The following is an 18,850-nucleotide window of genomic DNA, read 5'->3' on the forward strand; positions in this document are numbered from 1 at the left end:
CCGCGGTCGATCAGAGGGTCAGGAGTGGTGGATGACGATGTCCCCGTACGAGGTACGTCCGCGCACCTCGACGGTCCGCTCGGTCTCGTCGGGGCCCACCGCGTCGTCCATCTGATTGCGTACGTGCCCGAACGCCGTGTTGACCTCGAGCCAGGCGGCCGTGCCGCGCGCGACACCGACGTCGAGGTTGCCCATCGCCGTCCCCAGCGTGACCGAGCCGCGCACCACCTCACCGAGGCGGATGTTGCCGTTGGCCGTCTTGGCGTCCACGCCGGCCGCCGCGTGCTCGATGGAGATGTCGCCGTTGGCCGCGCGCACCCGCACGTCCCCGGTCACCGCGTCGATGATCGTGTCGCCGTTGGAGTTCTTGATCTGGGCGTGCCCGTCGATCTGGCCGATCTGGATCCGTCCCGACCCGGTCGACACGTCGGCGTTGCCGTTGATCCCGTCGGCGGTCACGTGGCCCGCCGCCGTGCCCAGCCGTAGCGGCCCGCACAGCTCGAGCGCGATGTCACCGGCCGACGTCTTGAGCCGGCCCTCACCGATACGCCCGGTGCAGCGCATCCCGCCGGCCTGCAGGGTTGCGCTCACCCGGGAACCGGCCGGCAGCTCGACGACCACCTCGACCGACCGGGTCTTCCGCGAGAAGTCGAAGTAGCGCTTCGGCCCGGTGATCCGCAGCTCGCCGTTGCTGAAGTCGACCTTCGTCTGGGCGACGGCCTCCACATCGGAGTCGTCGAACTCGTTGCTGGGCTTGACTTCCACGACCGTGTCGGCGCGCTCGCTCGCGGCGAACCGCACGTCGGCGACGGCGAGGTCGAGGGTGACGGCGATGGGCTCGGGGGAATCGAAAACAGGCATGGTGGTACCCACTTTTCTGGTCGGAGGGTCGTCCCCGCAGGTCGGGGACGTTTCGCGTGCGGTGTGGAGCCGGTGGCCCAGCCGCGGAAACGCTGGGCGGTCGGCTAGCGGACCCAGCCGCTGAAGCGCTGGGTGGAGCGTGGGGGCATGCTGGGCGGTTCGTTGCGCTTGCCGGTGCCGGGCTGCTGCACCCCGGCCGCGGCGGCCCGCACGAGCCACGCGTTGACCGAGCGGCCCTCCTTGGCCGCGGCCTCTTCGATCAGGGTCTTGAGCTGCTCGGGCATGCGCACGTTGATGCGGGCGGCCGGCCCGTCCTCGGCGTACGGAAGCTCGGTGTCGGAAACGGTCATGTTGTGGTCGGAGGCCGCCGCGGCGGGTGCCTCGACCGGCGCCGACGCCACCACGAACTCCGGATCGCGGCCGCGCAGCCGCAGCTCGACCGAGCCGGGAGCCAGATCCCGGGTGATCTCGTCGGCGGCCGCCGTGAGCGCCTCCAGCAGGGTCATCCGGATCGCCGACTCGAGCGGTCCGGTCAGGCGCTCGACCAGCGCACGCGATTCCTCACCACCGGCCTCGGCCAGCGTGGCGAACTCACGCCCGAGGTTGCTCACATACGACGTCAGGTCCATGGCACTACTATGGCACCACTGATGGCACCACGCAAGCCTCAATGGCATCACTTTGGCACCGACAGTGTGCCATCCGGCAAAGTGCCAGGTCAGCGGGATGGAAGCCCGGTAAACAAGAGTTCGCCACGACCGTCCGTGCCCTCGCGGAGGCGCCAACCGGGCGGCCAGACATCTCTGCGGTCGTCCTGCGACAGCGGCCGGACCTCCGCGAGCATGGTCGCCAAAGCGGCGTCGGAGCGGAAGTACGTCTCGCTGAACCGGACCCCGCCGGCAAAAGCCGACCCGCGAAAGGTGACCCACTCCGCGAAGTTGGCCCTGGTGAACTCGGCGTTGCCGTCGAAGCGCACCTCGGTGAAGTGCGCGTCATCTTGGAACGTAGTCGTGTGCCAGTCAGCGTCGGCAGCGAAGGAGGCGCCGGAGAAATCCACGGCGCCGTGGAAAAGCGCGCCGCTGAACGCGGCCTCGCCGTGGACGGCGACTCGTTCGAAGGTCGTCTTGGCGGTGAAGATCGCCCGAATGAAATGGACCTTGGCGTCGAACGTGGCCGAGGCGAACGTGACGGCATCGGTGAACACGGTGTCGCTGAACAGCGCGGGACTCGAGAAGGTGGCACCGGTGAAGATCGCCTTATGGACCTCGGCGTCGGAGAGCCGCCACTCGGCCAGCGTTGCCCCGGTGAGATCGAGATCGATGCCGGGCCAGAACAGCGAACCGGCCGCACTGGGTCTGAGGTGACCGGTCAGGATGGATTGGGCGGTCAATCGCACCTGCAGCTCCTGCTGCCCCTGCGCGTCGGCGGAACTCGGGTCCGGCGACGGGGGAGTGAACGGCGTGCGCAGATAGGCGCAGATAACGTTGACGATCGTCTGCCGCTGGTCGACGTTGCTCTGTGCGATCCGCTCCAGCGCATACATCCCGCCCATCCGGACCGCCGGCGATTCCGCCCCGAGCTGCTCGACCGCCTTGGTGTAGAGGTCGGTGATCCGCCGCTCGGCCGCATCGAGCTCGGTGTGCTGTTGACGGCGAAATCCCAGCAACAGCGCCGCGGCGGCCCCGCCGGCCGCGAACAGCCCGAGCCCGTACTTGATGGCCTCGATCTGCAGCCCCGGCCGGTCGGCTACCGGCGCGTGCGCGGCGACCCGCACCATGACCACGAACGCGACGACACCGGCCGCCGCCACCGTGACCGCCACGACCGCGACCCCGCCATAGCTGAGCAGCCACGGGCCCGGCGCACGACTCCGGCGCCCTCGAGCGACCACCACCAGGACCACGCCGAGCATCGCCGCCAGCGCGGTCACGAGATGCGGGCGGACCTCCCGCCACGGCCAGGACCACGGACGCGCCTCGACCAGACCCGCAATGGCGAGCAGCGTGACGCCCGCCCCGACCAACCAGCGCCGCATGACGGCCATCGTTCTCCGTCGGCCGGGCCGGCGCCGTCACCTCGGCGACAGCAGGACAGCCGAGATCGCGGCCGGCCTGGATCGCTGCGTCTGGTGCGGTCGTCACGGCGTACGGGGAAAGCTCTTTATCGAGAGATGGTGGTGGCGAGCAGCGCGGTGTAGCGGGCCAGCGTCTGGATCGGGTCGAGGATCGGGATGGGGACCGCCTTGCGGATCGGGTCGAGTTCGGTCGACCAGAAGGTGCACGCCACGAAGATCGCCTCGGCCTCGCCGTCACGCCACAGACGCTCGGCGATGGCGGGACCCGCGTTCCGGATCGAGGCTGTCATGTTGGCCAGTACCTTCTCGCCGGTGACCCGGGCCTGTTCCGGACCGCCCGCGGTCACTTCCTCGTCGGGCCGCTCGACCGGCACCGGCGCGCACGGCCCGAGCAGATCGAACACCCCGTACTCGCGGGCCAGCCGCCGGATCCAGTTGGCATCCTGGGGCAGGTTCTCGCCCGGCCCCGACGCGACGCCCGGATACATCACCGAGAACCGCCCGAACGACGGTGCCACGCGAGCCGCGGCTTCGAAGGGTCCGGTCACCGGCGTACGGGAAAGGGCCTTGGCCTCTCGCACCGCCGGATCGGACGCGCAGGCGATCCCGATCGCGTCGAAGCCGTCCTCGGCGCCCTCGCGAACCGCCCGCAGCAGCGGCGAGAACAACACGTCCTCGGCCGGCAGGTAGGCGCTGACCGGCAGTGCGGCCAGATGCCGGACGACCACCTCAGTACCCGCGCCGACCGCATCCTGCGCGATCCGCCGATCACGCTCGACATGCATGTCGGTGCCGAGCGGGTCGATGAGCAGAATCCGTGGCATGGGTCCGCCTCTCAAGATCGAACGTTGCGCCACCCTAGGCAGGGGAGACGGCCGCCGTCCATGTGATCCCAGAGGTCCTCGGCCCAGTATCCAGTGTGGAAAAGACTGACATCTACGACTTTCCTGTCTTGCCCGCCTGGTGAGTAACCGCGGCTTACGCTTGCGCCGACATCACCACGAAATGGGGGATAACCATGAAAAAGGTAAGTCTGCTTGTGGCGGGTGCGGTGATCGCGCTCGGTCTGCCGGTGACCGCCGTGACGACCGGTCTCGCCGCCGTGGGCACGGTGCAGATCGTGGACCAGCACACCCACATGCTGGCGGCCCCGGCCCCGGCGCCCGGTGAGGTCGACGAGAACGAGACAGCTGTCGAACCGACAGAAGTCTCCGGGGCTTTCTGATCCGCGGTGCAGCGACGCAATCTGTTGATGGCGAGTGCCGCCGGCCTCCTGGCCCCCGGCGCTCGTCCGGCGTCGGCGGCGTCCGCCACGGGCGGCCCGGTGGCGGTGCGGACCGGGATGGACCGGCTGGCCGCGGCCGGCTGGGAGACCCTTCGCGGTGAGCGTGTCGGGGTGGTGGCCAATGCGACCGCCGTCGATCGTGAATGCCGCCACCTGGTCGACCGGATGCACGCCGCCGGTGTGACGATCGGCGGGATCTTCGGCCCGGAGCACGGCTTCCGCGGGTCGGCCCGGGTCGGTGGCAGCGAAGGGTTCACCACGGACGCGCGCACCGGGCTTCCCGTGTACGACGGGTATCTGGCCACGGCCGACCGCTGGGCCGCGATGTTCACCGAGGCCGGCATCCGCACGGTGGTCTTCGACATCCAGGACATCGGCGCACGTTTCTACACGTACATCTGGACGATGCTCGACTCGATGACCGCCGCGGGCCGGCTCGGGTTGCGTTACCTCGTGCTGGATCGGCCCAACCCGATCGGCGGCCGGGCCTACGGTCCGATGCTCACCCCCGCGTTGGTGTCCGGGATCGGGCGGCACGAGATCGTCCAGCAGCACGGCATGACCGTGGGGGAACTCGCCCGTCTCTTCAACAGCGACCAGAAGGCGCGGCTCGAGGTCGTCGAATGCGAAGGCTGGCACGGCGACCTGTTCGCCGCCGACACCGATGTGCCGTGGGTGATGCCCAGCCCGAACATGCCCACCGCGGACACCGCACTGGTCTATCCGGGGACCGGCATGGTCGAGGGCGTCGCGTCGTTGTCCGAGGGCCGCGGCACCAGCCGGCCGTTCGAGCTGATCGGCGGCCCTGGTTACGACTACCACTGGGGTGACCGGGTGGCCGGGTACGGCCTGCCGGGCGTCGTGTTCCGGGAGGCGTACTTCGTTCCCAGCGTCAACAAGTTCGCCGACCAGCTCTGCGCGGGCGTCGAGGTGCAGGTTACCGACCGCCGGACGTACGACCCCATCCGTACGGCCGTGGCCATGCTCGTCGAAGCGCGCAAGTACCCGGCGTTCGCCTGGCGGAACGACGGCGGCGACCGGCCGTTCTTCATCGACAAACTCAGCGGCTCGGCCCGGCTGCGCACCATGATCGATGCCGGTGCGCCGGTCGCCGAAGTGACCGGAGCCTGGCAGGACGAGCTGGCGGCGTTCCAGGCACGGCGGAACACGTTCCTGATCTACCCGCGAACCTGACTCTTTCCGAATCGACCACTCTCGAAGGAAACGCATCATGCAGAAGACTGTCTGGGGAATCGCCATCGGCATGGGAATCGCCGTCGGATCCACTCTGGGCGCCGCACCGGTGCTCGCCGCTCCCGCGCAATGCTGCTCGGGCTGGTCGGACGACCTCGCCTCCGGGCTGAACGACGGCTGGGAGAACATGAACGGTGGCTCCGCGAACGACTCGTCGTCGTTGATCGTCGGCGGCCTGAAGGTCGTGGGTGGCCTCATCAACGCATCCCAGAAATCCAAGCCGGCCCGCGGCAGCGGCTCGCACGGGGTGAACGACCCCGACCTCGCGCCGGCCACGGTGGGCACGGTCGGCCTCGACACCGAAGGCAACGCCCCGATCAAGACGGTCGGCGGCGACACCGGCCTCAGCACCGACGGCCAAGGCACTGCCCCGACAAGTGCCGCCGGCACAGTCAACATCGAGACCCCCACCGCACCCGACTGTGACGGCTTCTGGCTGGTCACCCCCGAAGGCTGCTGACCGTTCACCTTGTCGAGGGAGAAAGTCATGAAGAGATCCGCTTGTGCGGTCGTCGCCGTGATCGCCGCCTTGTCAGTCTCAGCGCCGGCGGCCGCGGCGCCCGCTGACGACCCACCGTCCGACACGAGCACCTCTACCGGCACCGGCACCGACACCGGCTCGGACGAGGTCCCGAGCATCACCGACCTGGACGCAATACTCTTCCCGCCGTACCGGGAGGACGGGCTCCGCGCCTGACAACGCGGACCGGCCCGGCCGGCACGCCTGGTTCGGGCCTGAGTGAGCGGCTCAACGCCTGGAGACCCGGCCGGTCGCGCGGGCGGAATCCGTCGCAGGCGATCATCCGAAGAGGTGCAGTACCCCGAGCACACCGACGGAGCTGAGCGCCGCCTCCCGGCCACCGGTGAGCGGCACCTCACGTACGGCTGCCCGCCACGGCCGCGGTCGCACCGGCGGCCGCGCCGAAGCCGCCTGTCGCGATGCCGGCCATGATGAGCGGAATGCCGACGATGGCACCGATGATCGTCACGGCACCGCCGCTGTTCGCCTCGGCCACAGATGAATTTGCGGATTGGCGGGCCGCTGCCTTAAACCAGACTTGGCCAGCGCCCCTTCGCGCCCCGTACCGGGATCGAACCGGCGACTCCCGCTCGACAGGGGCCTGGAAGCTGGTCTTCTCGTCGCTGGAGATCACGTACTCGTCCGGCCCGAGACCATTGCCGTCGAAGAGGCGAGCGTAGAGGTCGAGCACGCGGGCGGCTTTCACGGCGAACTGCGGGTCCCGAACGAAGATCCAGGACTGGCGTTGCCACGTTTTGATCGTCTCTTGGGCCAGGATCCGGCGGATGGTCGACGCCGAGATCGCCGCGACGATGGTGCGGTCGACGGCTTGCGCGGCCAGGTCCGGTCACGTCCACTTCGACAAGGGTGTGCCTGTCTCGGCCGGCAACTGACAGGCCGGGCTTTGACCTCGGCGACCGGGACCGGCGTGAACCGGGTCGGTCGTCCTGGGCAGGGCCGGTCGGCGAGCCCGGCCAGGCCTTCGTCGGCGAACTAGCCTCGCCAGCGTCCGCACAGTGTCGACCCGCTGCGTTGGTATGCCCGCGGTCCGCGTCGCAGATGATCCGGGCGCGGTTGACCTGTTGATAGCCGGCGGTGTGGGAGTAGGCGACCGTCGAGTTGACCAGCGGTGAGCAGTTGCCGGTGATGCGAGTGCGTTACAGCGGCTCCGCCCATCGCTGGAGCCTGGCCACCTAGCGGGCCTGGTTCAGCGGCACCACTGAAGAAGTCCTCGACTTCGTCTGTGACGTCCTCATCAGCCCCGTCACCGACAGGCCGCATCAAAGCCCCGAACCGTCATTCAGCGAAAAGCCTGGTCGGGCGCGAATGTGCCAAGGTGTGCGGGCGGTCGGAACGCGGTGAACCCGGCGGTGAGCGGCGCCGTGGTGGGGGTGATTGTTCGCAACGATTGACACCCCCCGGAGTCTCCGCATGGAAATCTTCTCGCACCCGCGATGTGCCGCCGGTTGTCTCGTGATCCATTCCGCGACGAATTATGGGCGGAGGGATTCCGTTGACGACCACGATCAGGCCGAGTGACGAAGTCACGCTCGACGACGTTCGGCATTTGCGATACGCGCAGATCACCGGCGAACCGGCGCCCAGGCCGGTGCCCGGTCCGTTGAATGTCGGCCGGTTGCTGCGCCGGTGTTCGGGTGTCAACGAGGGGCTGCTCGCCTGGGTCCCGACCGAGCGGCCGCGCTTCACCCACCTCGGCGGCTTCGTGCTGTTCACGGCGCTGATGGCGGTCGGGTCGTCGACCGTGGCGCTGATGATCGCCTTTGACCAGCCGTGGACGCATGTGCTTCCGGCGGCGGTCTTCTGGGGCATCCTCATCTTCAATCTCGACCGGTGGATCACCGCCACTCCGTTGCCCGATCGGGGATTCCGCCGGATCGCCGTCTTCCTGCCCCGGCTGTTGATGGCGGTCGTGTTCGCCGTCGTCATTGCCGAGCCGGTGCTGCTGGTCGTGTTCAAGACCGCCGTTTCCGAGCAGCTCGGGAAGATCCGGGATGCCGAGGTGGACGCTTACAAGAGCCGGCTCGTGGCGTGCAATGTGGTGTCGGCGACCGTGCCTCGCCGCGACGACTGCCGGGACGTGATTCTCTCCCCGTCGAATACCGTTCAGGTGGCGCAGGAGCGTAAAGCGGAGGCAGAAAAGGCCGCTCGGGCGTCCAAATTGCTGCTCGATGAGGCGACCAGAACGATGCTCCCGGCACGCGCCAATATGATCGGCGAGTGCCGGGGACTGAACGGGAGCCCGCACGGCGCGGGCAAGGTCTGCGCGGAGATGAAAGGGATTTATCAGCCGGCCCAGCAAAGAGTGGATCAGGCCGCCGAGGACTACCAAGCAAAACGCACGCAATTGGCGGCAGCGGCGGACAGTCTCGAGAACGCCGGCAAGCAGGCGTCCAGCCTGCGAGCGGCCGAGATCGATCGGAAGACCGAGGAGTTCAAGGCCCACATCGACGCCAAGGGCGGCCTCCTGGAACGGATCGACGCGCTCAACCGGGTCGCCGACGAGCACCTCTCTCTCCTGGTGGCTGTCTGGGCGGTGCGCCTGCTGCTGATCGCCGTCGACAGCATCCCGGCCATCGGCAAGCTGAGCTCGGGCAAGACGACCTACGACGAGCTGGCCCGCGCCGAGGCCGCTCTCGGCCAGGCCCAGCACACGGCGATCACCCACGTCGGCCGCTACCGGGCCCTGCACTGGGTGGACCAGTCGGCCGAGCCGGCGAGGTTCGAGACCGCGGCGTTGCGCCACGAGCAGTACGAGAACGCCGGAGCCCGCATCGACGCGGCCGGCCGCCGCCGCGAACTGCCCCCGGCCCGGATCGTGGAGAGCGTTCGGCCGCCGCGCGTGGAGGCTCGCATGGGGCAGGGCCCGCTCGACCCGGACGGCGGAGCGACGCCTTCTTCCCGTACGGGGAAAGGGTTGTCCTCGATCAGCGTCGTCGCGCTCGGCGGACCCGGTTCCGGAAAAACGACGTTCCTGGCCCAGATGTACGCCGTGCTCCGGCGAGGCCGGCCGTTCATGCTGACCGTGTCCGACAATGCCCAGCGCTCGCAACTGGAGTCGTGGGCCCGGACGATCAGCGCGCCCGGAAGCGACTGGCCCGACTCGACCCAGACCACGCACCTGCAGAGGTACGCGTTCGTCGGCCACGTCGAGCACGACGGACGGACCCGGCCGGTGCTGGGCATCGACTACTGGGACTACTCCGGCGAGGCCTTGCTCGACGACATCGCACTGCCCGGCATCGACAGTCTGCGTCGCGAACTGTCCGAGAAGATCATGGCGGCCGACGCGCTGCTCGTGATCGTCGACGGCGAGAACCTGTACCGGGCCTGGGGCGGCGAACACGGCGAGATGCGGAGGCTGCTGCGACCCCTGAGCAAGATCGAGGCGTACGCGGAACGCACTGACTGCCCGATTCAGATCGTCGTCACCAAGTGGGACGAGCTCGCCAACCGGCCGCACCCGCAGGGCGGGCGATGGAACCGGGCCAAGGTCATCGCGGCCCTGCACTCGCTCGAGCCGGTGCGGGCCATGGCGCGCGGACGTCAGTTCCGGGGCGGGATGGCCTACGGCGAGGAGGGTGTGCGGATCATTCCGGTGTCCGCGGTCGGTGGGGCCGGCTCGACCACCCGCGGCAGCGATCGGGTGACCCGCACGCACAGTGCCCTCCCGGTGAACGTCGACGTGCCCCTGGCCGGACTGCTGCCCGACCGGCTCGACCAGCTTTTCGCCCACCAGAGCGACGCCGAGATCGAACGGGAGCTGCGCCGGGCCACGAAATCGCGCTGGTCCACTGCTTTCAAGGTCTTGGGGTTCCTGCTGGGCCTGCTGCCACTGGGCGGCACCTGGGGTCCCATGCTGGCCAAGATCGGCGAGACCGCCTTCACGACCTGGCTGCCCGCCCTCATCGCCGACAAGTCGCGGCTGCCGTCGGCCGACCAGGGGAAGTACCAGCAGATGCTCGACGACGCGCCGGACCACACGTCCGCGGCCGAGCAGGCCCGGGACGCGGCCATGGAGGCGTTCAGCAGCCGGCTGATCCAGTTCGACGGCGAATACCCACCGACCGACGGAGGTCGTCATGCATCCTGAGCTGACCGGCTGGCCACTGCTCGTCGCTGCGGCCGGCAAGCACGGCCACCGCCAGGTGATGCTCCCGGAAGACCTGGAACCGGACCTGGTCGGGCCCGTTCTCGGCGCTCTGACCACAGCGACCCGGGTGACCCTGGGCAACGGTCTCACGGTCGTCGGCCGTCACGCCGAGGCCACGTCGGACGGTCGTGCCCAGGCCTGGCCCGGCGGTTCCCGGCAACCGCTCGGCCTCACCGGCCACGGCGGCATGATCAGCGCCGTGGCGGTCAGCCGGGACGGTCTCGTCGGCGCCACGAGCGGGTGGGATTCCACCTTGAGAACCTGGGATCTGCGTACGGGCGAAGAAGTCACCGCCCTCGACGAGGAGCGCCGTTTCAGTGGCTGCTGCCTCGACCCCACCGGGGAAAGACTGGCGGCGACCCGATTCGACGGCACGGTCAGCGTCTACCAGGCGCGGACCGGCGCGGTGGTCGCCCATCATGACCTGGGAGTGCCCCTGCCCGGGCCGGTCGTCTTCGACGGCGAGTCCGTGCTCGCCGGCGGCCAGGACGGCACCATCCGGCGAGCCGGGAACTCGTTCGAGGGGCACGACGGCCCGGTGACGGCGTTGCGCTCGCACGGCCGGCTTCTGGCCTCGGCCGGACGCGACGGGGCGGTCATCGTCCGGAACACCGATTCGATGCGGCAGGAGCTCCGCCTCGACGCGCACCCCACCGGGGTGACCGACTGCGTCTTCCTCGACGACACCCACCTGCTGACCGCGGGCTGGGACGGCATCGTCCGGCAGTGGGACCTCGCCGAACAGACGGCGACCGTCATCTGGCAGGACGCCACGGCCGTACGGGCGCTGGCCGTTGTCGGTTCTGACGTCATCGTCGGCGCGCAGAACGGCGTCATCACGGCGATCGACCCGACCGGCGGCGCCGACCCGGTCATCGTGAGCGCGGGGGAGGGGCACGTCGACACCATGGCGGCATCGGCCGGAAGCCTTCTCGTCGGAAGTCGCAACGACGTCCCCGGCGGTCAGCCCCTGCGCGACGGCTTCGGCCGGCCGGCCGCACTCACCGAGGGCCTGCTCATGCCGGGCGACGTCTTCGCCGGCGCCGTGACACCGTCGGTATGGCACCGGGTCCACGCCGAGTCGATCGCCGCCCTGGGCATCGCCGCGGACGGGCTCGTGGTTCCTTCTCCCCGCCTGGTTCTGACTTGAGCGGCCAGCCGTGGAGAGCAGCCCCGCGGAGGTGGTCGCTCGCCTGGACACCTTGGCCGGCTGACCCGCTGCCGTTCAGTCGCCGTCAAGTCGGCTCCGGAACACTGCGACGATGCACGCCCGCGCGTCAGCCGATCGCCGTCAGCAGCTCCTGCGCCCGGACGGCGAACAGATGCGCGCCCCGCTCGGCCGACAACGCCCGCGCGTGCTCGGCGGCGGCCCGGACGACGGCGACCGGTTCGCCCCGAGCGAGCATCAGCCGTGCCCTCAGCACGAGCAGCAGGCCCTCGGGATAGCGCTGCCCGTGCGAGTCGAGCAGCCGGCCGGCCTGGTCGAGGGTGGCGGCGGCCGCTTCCAGTTGCCCGTCGGCGAGCTGCATCTCGCCGAGCAGGCCGAGATAGAACGAGATCCCGGTCTGGGGCGGGTCGAGCATCGTCGCGATGATCTCCCGGGCCTGCCCGATGCCGGTCCGGCCGTCCCCCGTCACCGACCGGGCCCAGCACGCGGCGAGACCGGTGTACCGGTCGACGTGTTCGAACCGGTGCCCGCCCTGTCGGGTCGTTCCCCAGTCGACGGCCCGCAGCGCATAGCCGGGATCGCCCGCCGCGGCCGCGACCATCGACGCGAACGACGTCCAGAGCGCCACGGCGTACGGCTCCTCGCCTGTGGTGCCCTTCAGTGTCTCGATCAGTGCCCGAGCCTCGTCGTAGCGGCCGTGCACGGTGTTCACGAGCGCGAGCGTGGTCGGCCACAGGAGCCGGCGGTCGTACGAGAGCGGGTCGTCCGCACGCCGGGCCAGGTCGACGAGCATGGTCTCGTCGCACCGGTTCAGGTATTCGGCGGCCCCCGTGACGTCACCGGTGTTCCACAGCTGCATCCCCCACGCCTGCAGGCCGTAGGTGCGCACGATCGGATCGTCGGACACCTCACCGAGCTCGAGCAGCCGGCGGGCCAGACCGGCGCTGCGATCAAGCTCGAGGAAATGCGAGCTGCCCACCAGCTGCGAGAAGAGCAGGTCGGCCACGTCCCGCTCCCGGCCCAGGTCACGGGCCAGGGTCTCGGCCCGTTTCAGTAGCTCGAAGGCGGATCCGGCGAACCCGGTCCGCATCCCGGCGATCGCGGTCAGCTGCGACAGCGCGGCGAACTCCCGCTCGGCCAGGCCCGCGGCCCGGGCCACCTGCAGGGCGGCCCGGAACTGGTCCTCGGCGGCCTCGAAGGCCGACTTGGCCGCGGCCAGCCGGCCGGCGCGGACGAGTGCGTCCACGGCGCGGGCCGGATCGGCCAGCGGGCCGGCCGACCACAGGTGATGGGCCAGCCGCTCGTCGCCGCCGGCCGGCTCGATCGCGTCCGCGATATCCAGGTGAAGCCGGCTCGAGCGCCGGTGCGTGATGGTTCCGGCGACCGACTCACGGACGAGATCGTGGGCGAACCGCACCGAGCGGGGGTTGCCGGGCGTGAGTTCGACCAGGCCCAGAGTCAGCAGGGGTTCGAGACGATCGAGGCAGGTGGCGGCGTCGACACCAGCGGCGCGGGCCAGCAGTCCGAGGTCGATGTCATGGGCGATGAGGGCGGCGAGCTGGGCCAGCCCGGTCGAGGTGACGTCGAGACCGGACATCCGATCCCGGACGACGTCGCGGACCGTGGACGGCACGCCGGCCCGGGCCACGGCGGTCTCGCTCAGCACGGTTCCATCGGCCAGCAGCCGGGCCAGCTCGCGGACGAAGAACGGATTGCCGGCCGTACGGGCGTGGATGCCGCGGGCCGCACCGGCCTCCGGACGCTGCCCGGTCTCCCGGCGTACGAGCTCGGCCACCTGGTCCGGATCGAGCGGGCCGAGCCGGACGCGACGGTGCCGGGGCATCCGGCTCGCCACGGCCAGCATCCGGCTCAGCTCGGGGCCGGGCTCCGGTGCCCGGTCCCGGAACGCGCCGGCGACCGCGGTCCGGTCCGGCAGCCGGGCCACCAGATGCGTGAACATCTCGAGCGAGGCGATGTCGGCCCCCTGCAGGTCGTCGATCAGCAGCAGCAGCGGGCGCTGCCCGGCCACCGTCGCGACCAGATCGACGACAAGCTCGAACAGACGGAACCGGCCGCCGCTGTCGGCCGGCCCGAGCGTGTCAGCGGCACCCGGCTCGATCAGGCGACCGAGCTCGTCGGCCCGCCACTTCTCGCGCTCCGGCCCGGGCAGATGCTCTAGCAGCGCGTTGACCACCTGCACCCACACCCACATCGACGGCGCGCCGTGGCCACTCAGGCACCGGCCCCAGACGACGTGGGTGCCGCGCCGCTCCGCGCCGGCCGCGACCTGTTCGAGCAGATGGGTCTTGCCGATCCCCGGCTCGCCCTGAACCAGGACCAGCCCGGTCTCTCCGTCGAGCGCGGACCGCGCCGCATCCCGCAGCACCGCGATTTCCTGATCGCAACCGATCACCGCCGCCTCCCCGACGACGCGGGTGGGTTCGTGGGTGGCTTCCTTGGCGCGCAGAACGCTCTGATGTGCGGCCTGCAACGCCGGCCCGGGATCGACGCCCAGCTCGTCGGCCAGCCGCGCCCGGACGCGCTGATACACCGTCAGCGCTTCGGCCTGCCGTCCGGCCGCCCCGAGCGCGGTGATCAGCGCGGCCTGCACCCGCTCGTCCAGCGGCGCCATCCAGGTGGCCAGCTGCAACGGCGGCAGCATCTGGTCCGGCCGGCCCAGCGACAGCGCCAGGCCGGCGGCCCGCACACAGGCGGTGGTGAACTCCTCGTTGACCGCGGTGAAGATCGAGTCCGCGGCCGGCCCGGCGGTCAGCCCGTAACCGGCCGGCCCGTGCCAGAGCGTCACCGCCGCCAGATATCGGTCGAGCGCCGCGGCCGGCCGATCCTGCGCCAGCTCGCTCCGGGCCGCCCGGACCTCCTCACGAAAGGCGACGACGTCGAGCACCGGCGGCGGCGCGCGGAAGATGTACCCGGCGCCGCGGCGCTGCACGAAGGAACCGGGCTCCCGCGGCGACAGCTCCGGCTCCAGCAGACGACGGAGCGCACCCACATACTTCTGCAAGATGTTGACCGCCGAGACCGGGGGATCGTCACCCCAGATCAGGCTGATGAGCTCGGTGGTACTCAGCGGCGAGCCCGCGCTGACCAGGAGCAGCGCCAGCAGATAGGCCTGCTGGCGGGGACCGGGGTCCTGCTCGATCTCGTCACGCCAGACCCGCAACGGGCCGAGGACCTGCAGGCGAAGCCGACCGCCCGGCGACGGTCGGTCCCGGTCAGCTTCATCGGTTTGCGGCAACGACATGTTCCCGCCTGCTCCACCGTCCAGAGTGGTCGGCACGCCCCATGCGCCGACCTCGTCGGCGGTAGCTTAGAGCAGAAACCGCCTTCCGAGCCTCCGTGTCCCGGACGGTTCTTCCCGCTCGACGGCTCGGCCGGCCCGGGAAGAAGAGCGGAGAGCGGGAGATTCGAACTCCCGGCAAAGGATGTCCCCCTGCTGCGGATTAGCGGTCCGCCGCCTTAAACCAGACTCGGCCAGCTCTCCTTCGCGCCCCGTACCGGGATCGAACCGGCGACTTCCCGCTCGACAGGCGGGCGCTCTCCCACTGAGCTAACAGGGCCTTGCTGCGGGCGGAGGATTCGAACCTCCAACCTCCTGATTCAGAGTCAGGCGTGCTGCCAAGTTGCACCAGCCCGCATTGCCTTTCCGTACCGCGAGCGGGATTCGAACCCGCACAAAGCCGGTCTTGAACCGGCCGCCTCTTCCGTTGGGCCACCGCGGCGCCGTGCCTCCCGCCGGGATCGAACCGGCGACCTCACCCGTTTCAGGGGTGCGCTCGACCTGCCGAGCTCGAGAGGCGTGCTGCGCGTCCTCGGAGAGATTCGAACTCCCGACTCTCGGATCCGTAATCCGAAGCTCTATCCGCTGAGCTACGAGGACAAAAGAAAAAACCGCCGTTTCCCGTACGGGGGAAAGGCGGCGACAAAGCTCAACCAGTGCTGCTACTGGCTTCGCCGCCGAGTCCGGCTGCTGCGCTCGTCGAACGAGCGCAGCGAAAATCGCTGTCGATCGGACGAGGTTTGCCGTGACATCGGTGCGCTCCTGACGTGGTCGTCTTCGGTGATTCCTAAGGTAGGCGCCTCGCCGCGGCCGGGCAACGCATTTTCATCCTTGGCCGGCGGCGGAAGAAATCTCCAGGACGGCCGGAGGGGCCGTCGGCCCAGAGGTCGACCCGCTCGGCCGGGCCCCACCTGGTGCTGAGCGCCTCGGCAAGACGGGCGCGTTCCTGGTCGATGGCGTCCCGGGCTGGCTCGACCACGTCCTCGCTGCGGTCATCCCAGAAGTCCTGTGTGAAAGACAGGCGAGCGACATGGTGATCGACGTCGCCGAACGCTTCCCGGCGTCCGTAGGCGAGCTCGGGAAACGGCTGCCGGAGCAGAGCCTCAACGGCGGTCTCGTACGTCGAACGCATCGGGTCGCTCTTTCCGAAGGGCCTGGTCCGGCGGTCGAGCATAGCGGCTCTGTGATCGTGTTCACGAGATAACTAGCCGGTCGGCAAGCTAGTTTGAAAGGCATGCGTGCACTTCGTTTTCACACCTACGGCGAACCGGCCGACGTGCTTCAGCTGGACGAGATGGTGGCGCCGGAGCCGGGGCCGGGCCAGATCCGGATCAGTGTTGAAGCCTGTGGGCTTACCCCGGCCGACTGGGCCATCTGTGGCGGCATCCACCACGGCGACCTCCCGCGCGGGATCGGGCTGGAGGTCGCCGGCACGGTCGACGCGGTCGGGCCGGGCGTCACCGATGTGCGGGTGGGTGACGCCGTGTTCGGGCCGGCGCCCTACCTGGGACCGTCGGCGGGTGCGGCGGACCAGGCCGTGATGGACATCTGGTTTCCGCGTCCGGCGGGGCTGAGCGCGGTCGAGGCGGCGGCGCTGCCCATGGCGGTGGAGACCGCTTTTCGGGGGCTCGTGGCGCTGGGTGACGTGTCCGGGCGGACGGTGCTGGTGAGCGGGGCCGGCACCACGATCGGGCTCGCCGCGGCCCAGATCGCGGTGCGGCTGGGTGCCCGCGTCATCGCGAGTGCTGGCGACACGTTCGCCGGCTTGCTGCGTGAGGCGGGGGCGGCTGTGGTTGCGTACGGGAAAGGTCTTGGTCAAAGGGTGACGGCTATGGCGGGTGGCCCGGTCGATCTGGTTTTCGACAGTGCGCCGGCCGGGACCATGCCGGAGCTGCTGACCACCGTCACCGACCCGGCTCATATCGTCACCGTGACCGATTTCGCCGCGCTGCGCGATCTGAGGGTGCGTAGCGCGGGCATGAACCAGCGTTACGACGTGCTCGGCGAATATGCGGGGGTGGTCACCGTTCCGGTCGCGGGCACCTACCGGCTCGAGGATTGGCGTGCGCCGCTGGCGATCAGCCGGTCGGGGCGGGCGCGGGGCAAGCACCTGCTGATCCCGCATGGCTGACCAGCGGCGCACCGACACCCGGGAGCGGGTGCTGTCCGTCGCCCTCGAACTGTTCGCCCGGCAGGGATATCAGGCGACGTCGTTGCGGGAGATCTCCGAGCGGCTCGGTGTCACCAAGGCCGCGGTCTACTTCCACTTCCGGACCAAGCCGGAGATTCTCACCGCGCTGCTGCGCGACTACGCGGACAGCATCGCCGCCCTGGCCGCCGACGCCGAGGCCGGGCACGACCAGGAGGATGTGCTGCGCCGGTACGCCGCTCTGCAGCAGAAGTGGGGGCTCGGCCTGGTCCTGCTCCTGCAGCAGAACTACCGGGAGATCCGCGACCTGCCGATCCGGGACGAGGTCCGCTCGGTGACCGATTCGCTGGTGCGGGCGCTCGCGCCGGCCGGGGACCATCTGCGGGCACGTCTGGCGCTGACAACTTTCCAGGTCGCAGCCACAAACGAGGAGGCCGACGACGACGCCGCCCTCGCTCTCGCGCTGGAGGTCCTGCGGGGCGTCCGGCCGGGATGATCGTCGGCCGAGGTTCGAAACACCTGGTGGCGGGGCATGTCTCGAGGCGTGCTGCTGCCTACGCCCGACTCCGCCCGCGACTGGGTCCGAGCCCACCTGAGTGATCTCTGCGGCGACGATCCGGTCGCGTCCCCGGCCTTTCGCGGCGGGCAGCAGGCGGCCGACAACGTGCTCGCGAAGCTCGACCTCACCGGCTACGCGAGCCGCCGCAACGACGTGCTCCCGCGTTCCCGGCGGGGTGCGACCATGATTTCCCCGTACGTACGGCATGGGCTGATCGATCTCCCGACCGCCTGGGAGTTCGCCGCCTCGGCGCCGCCCCGCGACCGGAACAAGTTCCGCGACGAGCTGGCCTGGCAGGAGTACGCCCGCCACCTGTACGCGCGGGTCGGCCGCCGTAACGCGAGTGCGCTGCGAGCCGCCCCGGCGCGTGCGGGCCGCCGTTGGGACGAGCCGTGGCCGACGGACATGAACTGTGTGTCGACGTGCGTCGAGGAGCTCGAGTCCGACGGCTGGCTGGTCAATCAGACCCGGATGTGGTTGTCGTCGCAGTGGACCGTACGGGCCGGGGCCGAGTGGACCGCGGGCGAGGACAGGTTCTTCACGCACCTGCTCGACGGGTCCCGGGCCGCGAACCGGCTCGGCTGGCAGTGGACGATCGGCGCGGGTACCGGCAAGCCGTACGGCTTCTCGCGCTGGCAGGTGCGCAAGCGGGCGCCGCAGCTGTGCCAGGACTGCGCCCTGAACACGGCCTGCCCGATCGAGCACTGGCCGCCGGACGCGCCCCCGTCCGAGCGACCCGAGCCCGAGCCGTTGCTGCGACACGATCCCGACCCGGAGTCGACCGGCGGCCCCCGCGCGCCGGAGCACCGGGCCGACCCGTCGGCGGTGTGGCTCACTGCCGAGTCGCTCGGCGACGCCGACCCGGCGCTGACCGCCCACCCGGATCTACCGGCGATCTTCGTGTTCGACGAGCCGCTGCTCGCACGGTTGCGGTTGTCGGGCAAGCGGTTGGTGTTCCTGGCCGAGACCCTGGCCGACCTGGCGTCCCGGCGGCCGGTCGAGATCCGGCGGGGGAGGGTGGCCGACGAACTGGCCGGCCGGGCGGTGGCCGTGACGTGGGCGCCGGTGCCCGGCTTCCGATCGCGGGCGAAAGCCGTCGAGCCGGCCGTCGTGCATCCGTGGCGGTGGTTGTACCGGCCGCATGCCGGCTCGATCATCTCCTATTCGGCCTGGCGGAAGGGACTCCGTGGACGCGAAGACGTGCGCTAGCTGTGGCCGGCGGATCGAGTGGCGCAAGGCCTGGGCCGACGACTGGGAGCAGGTGCGCTGGTGCAGCCAGGCGTGCCGCCGCCGCGGATTCCGCGAGGCGGACCGCCGGCTGGAGGAGAGAATCCTCGCGGCGGCCGAGCGGACCCGCCGCCTCCCGCTGGCCACGGTCGACGGTGACCGTGAGGACGTCCGACGCGCCGCACGCCGGCTGGCCGCCGCCGGTCAGGTGCGCTGGACTCAGAAAGGCCACCCCGTCGACCCCAGTACCGCCCGCGGCGACGTCGAGATCGCCACAATCTAGT

16 protein-coding genes, 6 tRNA genes and 1 pseudogene are annotated in these 18,850 nt (G+C 70.2%); 10 read left to right on the forward strand and 13 right to left on the reverse strand.

The annotated features are described in order from the left end of the window. Positions 1-18: 18 nt before the first annotated feature. The 4 genes from KOI35_RS26430 to KOI35_RS26445 form a co-directional block, all read right to left on the reverse strand. Positions 19-861 (reverse strand): DUF4097 family beta strand repeat-containing protein, encoded by an 843-nt coding sequence (locus KOI35_RS26430; RefSeq protein WP_215791303.1) that lies wholly within the window; start codon positions 859-861, stop codon positions 19-21. A gap of 104 nt (positions 862-965) precedes the next feature. After that, positions 966-1,490, reverse strand: a complete 525-nt coding sequence (locus KOI35_RS26435) for a type II toxin -antitoxin system TacA 1-like antitoxin (RefSeq protein WP_215791305.1) — start codon at positions 1,488-1,490, stop codon at positions 966-968. An 89-nt stretch (positions 1,491-1,579) separates the two neighbouring features. Next, a complete protein-coding gene (locus KOI35_RS26440; RefSeq protein WP_215791307.1) occupies positions 1,580-2,791 on the reverse strand; it encodes a pentapeptide repeat-containing protein in 1,212 nt (403 codons plus the stop codon). A 230-nt stretch (positions 2,792-3,021) separates the two neighbouring features. After that, a complete protein-coding gene (locus tag KOI35_RS26445; protein ID WP_215791309.1) occupies positions 3,022-3,759 on the reverse strand; it encodes an aspartate/glutamate racemase family protein in 738 nt (245 codons plus the stop codon). A 194-nt stretch (positions 3,760-3,953) separates the two neighbouring features. Between KOI35_RS26445 and KOI35_RS26450 the strand changes: the two genes are divergently transcribed. From KOI35_RS26450 to KOI35_RS26465, 4 genes are read left to right on the forward strand one after another with little or no spacing between them, the layout of a single operon-like run. Beyond that, entirely contained in the window at positions 3,954-4,160 is a 207-nt protein-coding gene (locus KOI35_RS26450; protein ID WP_215791310.1) for a hypothetical protein, read from the forward strand. A 27-nt stretch (positions 4,161-4,187) separates the two neighbouring features. Then, on the forward strand, positions 4,188-5,414 hold the full coding sequence (locus KOI35_RS26455) for an exo-beta-N-acetylmuramidase NamZ family protein (protein ID WP_215791312.1): 1,227 nt from the start codon (positions 4,188-4,190) through the stop codon (positions 5,412-5,414). A gap of 37 nt (positions 5,415-5,451) precedes the next feature. Beyond that, positions 5,452-5,934: a hypothetical protein gene (locus KOI35_RS26460; protein WP_215791314.1), complete on the forward strand. Its 483-nt coding sequence runs from the start codon at positions 5,452-5,454 to the stop codon at positions 5,932-5,934. A 27-nt stretch (positions 5,935-5,961) separates the two neighbouring features. Next, a complete protein-coding gene (locus KOI35_RS26465) occupies positions 5,962-6,171 on the forward strand; it encodes a hypothetical protein (RefSeq protein ID WP_215791316.1) in 210 nt (69 codons plus the stop codon). 178 nt (positions 6,172-6,349) lie between these two features. Here the strand turns inward: KOI35_RS26465 and KOI35_RS26470 are convergent, their stop codons facing one another. After that, positions 6,350-6,685, reverse strand: a complete 336-nt coding sequence (locus tag KOI35_RS26470) for a hypothetical protein (protein ID WP_215791318.1) — start codon at positions 6,683-6,685, stop codon at positions 6,350-6,352. 876 nt (positions 6,686-7,561) lie between these two features. Here KOI35_RS26470 and KOI35_RS26475 point away from each other — a divergent pair. Both KOI35_RS26475 and KOI35_RS26480 read left to right on the forward strand, forming a co-directional pair. Next, positions 7,562-10,105 carry a DUF4407 domain-containing protein gene (locus tag KOI35_RS26475; protein ID WP_215791319.1) on the forward strand — a complete coding sequence of 848 codons (2,544 nt, stop codon included), beginning with the start codon at positions 7,562-7,564 and terminating at the stop codon, positions 10,103-10,105. Further along, positions 10,095-11,315 carry a WD40 repeat domain-containing protein gene (locus KOI35_RS26480; RefSeq protein WP_215791322.1) on the forward strand — a complete coding sequence of 407 codons (1,221 nt, stop codon included), beginning with the start codon at positions 10,095-10,097 and terminating at the stop codon, positions 11,313-11,315. The genes KOI35_RS26475 and KOI35_RS26480 overlap by 11 nt, the downstream gene beginning before the upstream one ends. A 127-nt stretch (positions 11,316-11,442) precedes the next feature. On the opposite strand, the gene KOI35_RS26485 is transcribed toward KOI35_RS26480, so the two are convergent. The 8 genes from KOI35_RS26485 to KOI35_RS26520 form a co-directional block, all read right to left on the reverse strand. After that, positions 11,443-14,514 (reverse strand): BTAD domain-containing putative transcriptional regulator, encoded by a 3,072-nt coding sequence (locus KOI35_RS26485; protein ID WP_246613800.1) that lies wholly within the window; start codon positions 14,512-14,514, stop codon positions 11,443-11,445. Positions 14,515-14,743: 229 nt separating this feature from the next. After that, positions 14,744-14,835: transfer RNA gene (locus KOI35_RS26490), tRNA-Ser, on the reverse strand. A 4-nt stretch (positions 14,836-14,839) separates the two neighbouring features. Next, positions 14,840-14,911: transfer RNA gene (locus tag KOI35_RS26495), tRNA-Asp, on the reverse strand. Between the two features lie 4 nt (positions 14,912-14,915). Next, a tRNA-Gln gene (locus KOI35_RS26500) sits at positions 14,916-14,989 on the reverse strand. A gap of 11 nt (positions 14,990-15,000) precedes the next feature. Beyond that, a tRNA-Leu gene (locus KOI35_RS26505) sits at positions 15,001-15,073 on the reverse strand. Positions 15,074-15,077: 4 nt separating this feature from the next. Next, positions 15,078-15,150: transfer RNA gene (locus KOI35_RS26510), tRNA-Phe, on the reverse strand. A gap of 8 nt (positions 15,151-15,158) precedes the next feature. Further along, positions 15,159-15,231: transfer RNA gene (locus tag KOI35_RS26515), tRNA-Arg, on the reverse strand. Positions 15,232-15,418: 187 nt separating this feature from the next. After that, entirely contained in the window at positions 15,419-15,763 is a 345-nt protein-coding gene (locus KOI35_RS26520) for a hypothetical protein (protein ID WP_215791325.1), read from the reverse strand. A 102-nt stretch (positions 15,764-15,865) separates the two neighbouring features. Between KOI35_RS26520 and KOI35_RS26525 the strand changes: the two genes are divergently transcribed. From KOI35_RS26525 to KOI35_RS26540, 4 genes and pseudogenes are all read left to right on the forward strand, one after another. Then, entirely contained in the window at positions 15,866-16,762 is an 897-nt protein-coding gene (locus KOI35_RS26525; RefSeq protein WP_215791327.1) for an NADP-dependent oxidoreductase, read from the forward strand. Beyond that, positions 16,755-16,920: pseudogene (locus KOI35_RS49350) on the forward strand (TetR family transcriptional regulator); the annotation flags it as partial. The gene KOI35_RS26525 and the pseudogene KOI35_RS49350, both read left to right, overlap by 8 nt. Positions 16,921-17,312: 392 nt before the next feature. Beyond that, complete coding sequence (locus KOI35_RS26535; protein ID WP_215791330.1) at positions 17,313-18,548, forward strand: FAD-binding domain-containing protein; 1,236 nt, start codon at positions 17,313-17,315, stop codon at positions 18,546-18,548. Next, positions 18,526-18,849: a DUF2256 domain-containing protein gene (locus tag KOI35_RS26540; RefSeq protein WP_308121162.1), complete on the forward strand. Its 324-nt coding sequence runs from the start codon at positions 18,526-18,528 to the stop codon at positions 18,847-18,849. The genes KOI35_RS26535 and KOI35_RS26540 overlap by 23 nt, the downstream gene beginning before the upstream one ends. Position 18,850: the final 1 nt, after the last annotated feature.

Source organism: Paractinoplanes bogorensis (assembly GCF_018829635.1).
Taxonomy (GTDB): domain Bacteria; phylum Actinomycetota; class Actinomycetes; order Mycobacteriales; family Micromonosporaceae; genus Actinoplanes; species Actinoplanes bogorensis.

Coding starts and splice junctions, on each gene's coding strand:
- KOI35_RS26430 (WP_215791303.1), bottom strand. CDS start 861: ATGCCTGTTTTCGATTCCCCCGAGCCCATCGCCGTCACCCTCGACCTC.
- KOI35_RS26435 (WP_215791305.1), bottom strand. CDS start 1,490: ATGGACCTGACGTCGTATGTGAGCAACCTCGGGCGTGAGTTCGCCACG.
- KOI35_RS26445 (WP_215791309.1), bottom strand. CDS start 3,759: ATGCCACGGATTCTGCTCATCGACCCGCTCGGCACCGACATGCATGTC.
- KOI35_RS26450 (WP_215791310.1), top strand. CDS start 3,954: ATGAAAAAGGTAAGTCTGCTTGTGGCGGGTGCGGTGATCGCGCTCGGT.
- KOI35_RS26455 (WP_215791312.1), top strand. CDS start 4,188: ATGGCGAGTGCCGCCGGCCTCCTGGCCCCCGGCGCTCGTCCGGCGTCG.
- KOI35_RS26460 (WP_215791314.1), top strand. CDS start 5,452: ATGCAGAAGACTGTCTGGGGAATCGCCATCGGCATGGGAATCGCCGTC.
- KOI35_RS26465 (WP_215791316.1), top strand. CDS start 5,962: ATGAAGAGATCCGCTTGTGCGGTCGTCGCCGTGATCGCCGCCTTGTCA.
- KOI35_RS26480 (WP_215791322.1), top strand. CDS start 10,095: ATGCATCCTGAGCTGACCGGCTGGCCACTGCTCGTCGCTGCGGCCGGC.
- KOI35_RS26520 (WP_215791325.1), bottom strand. CDS start 15,763: ATGCGTTCGACGTACGAGACCGCCGTTGAGGCTCTGCTCCGGCAGCCG.
- KOI35_RS26525 (WP_215791327.1), top strand. CDS start 15,866: ATGCGTGCACTTCGTTTTCACACCTACGGCGAACCGGCCGACGTGCTT.
- KOI35_RS26535 (WP_215791330.1), top strand. CDS start 17,313: ATGTCTCGAGGCGTGCTGCTGCCTACGCCCGACTCCGCCCGCGACTGG.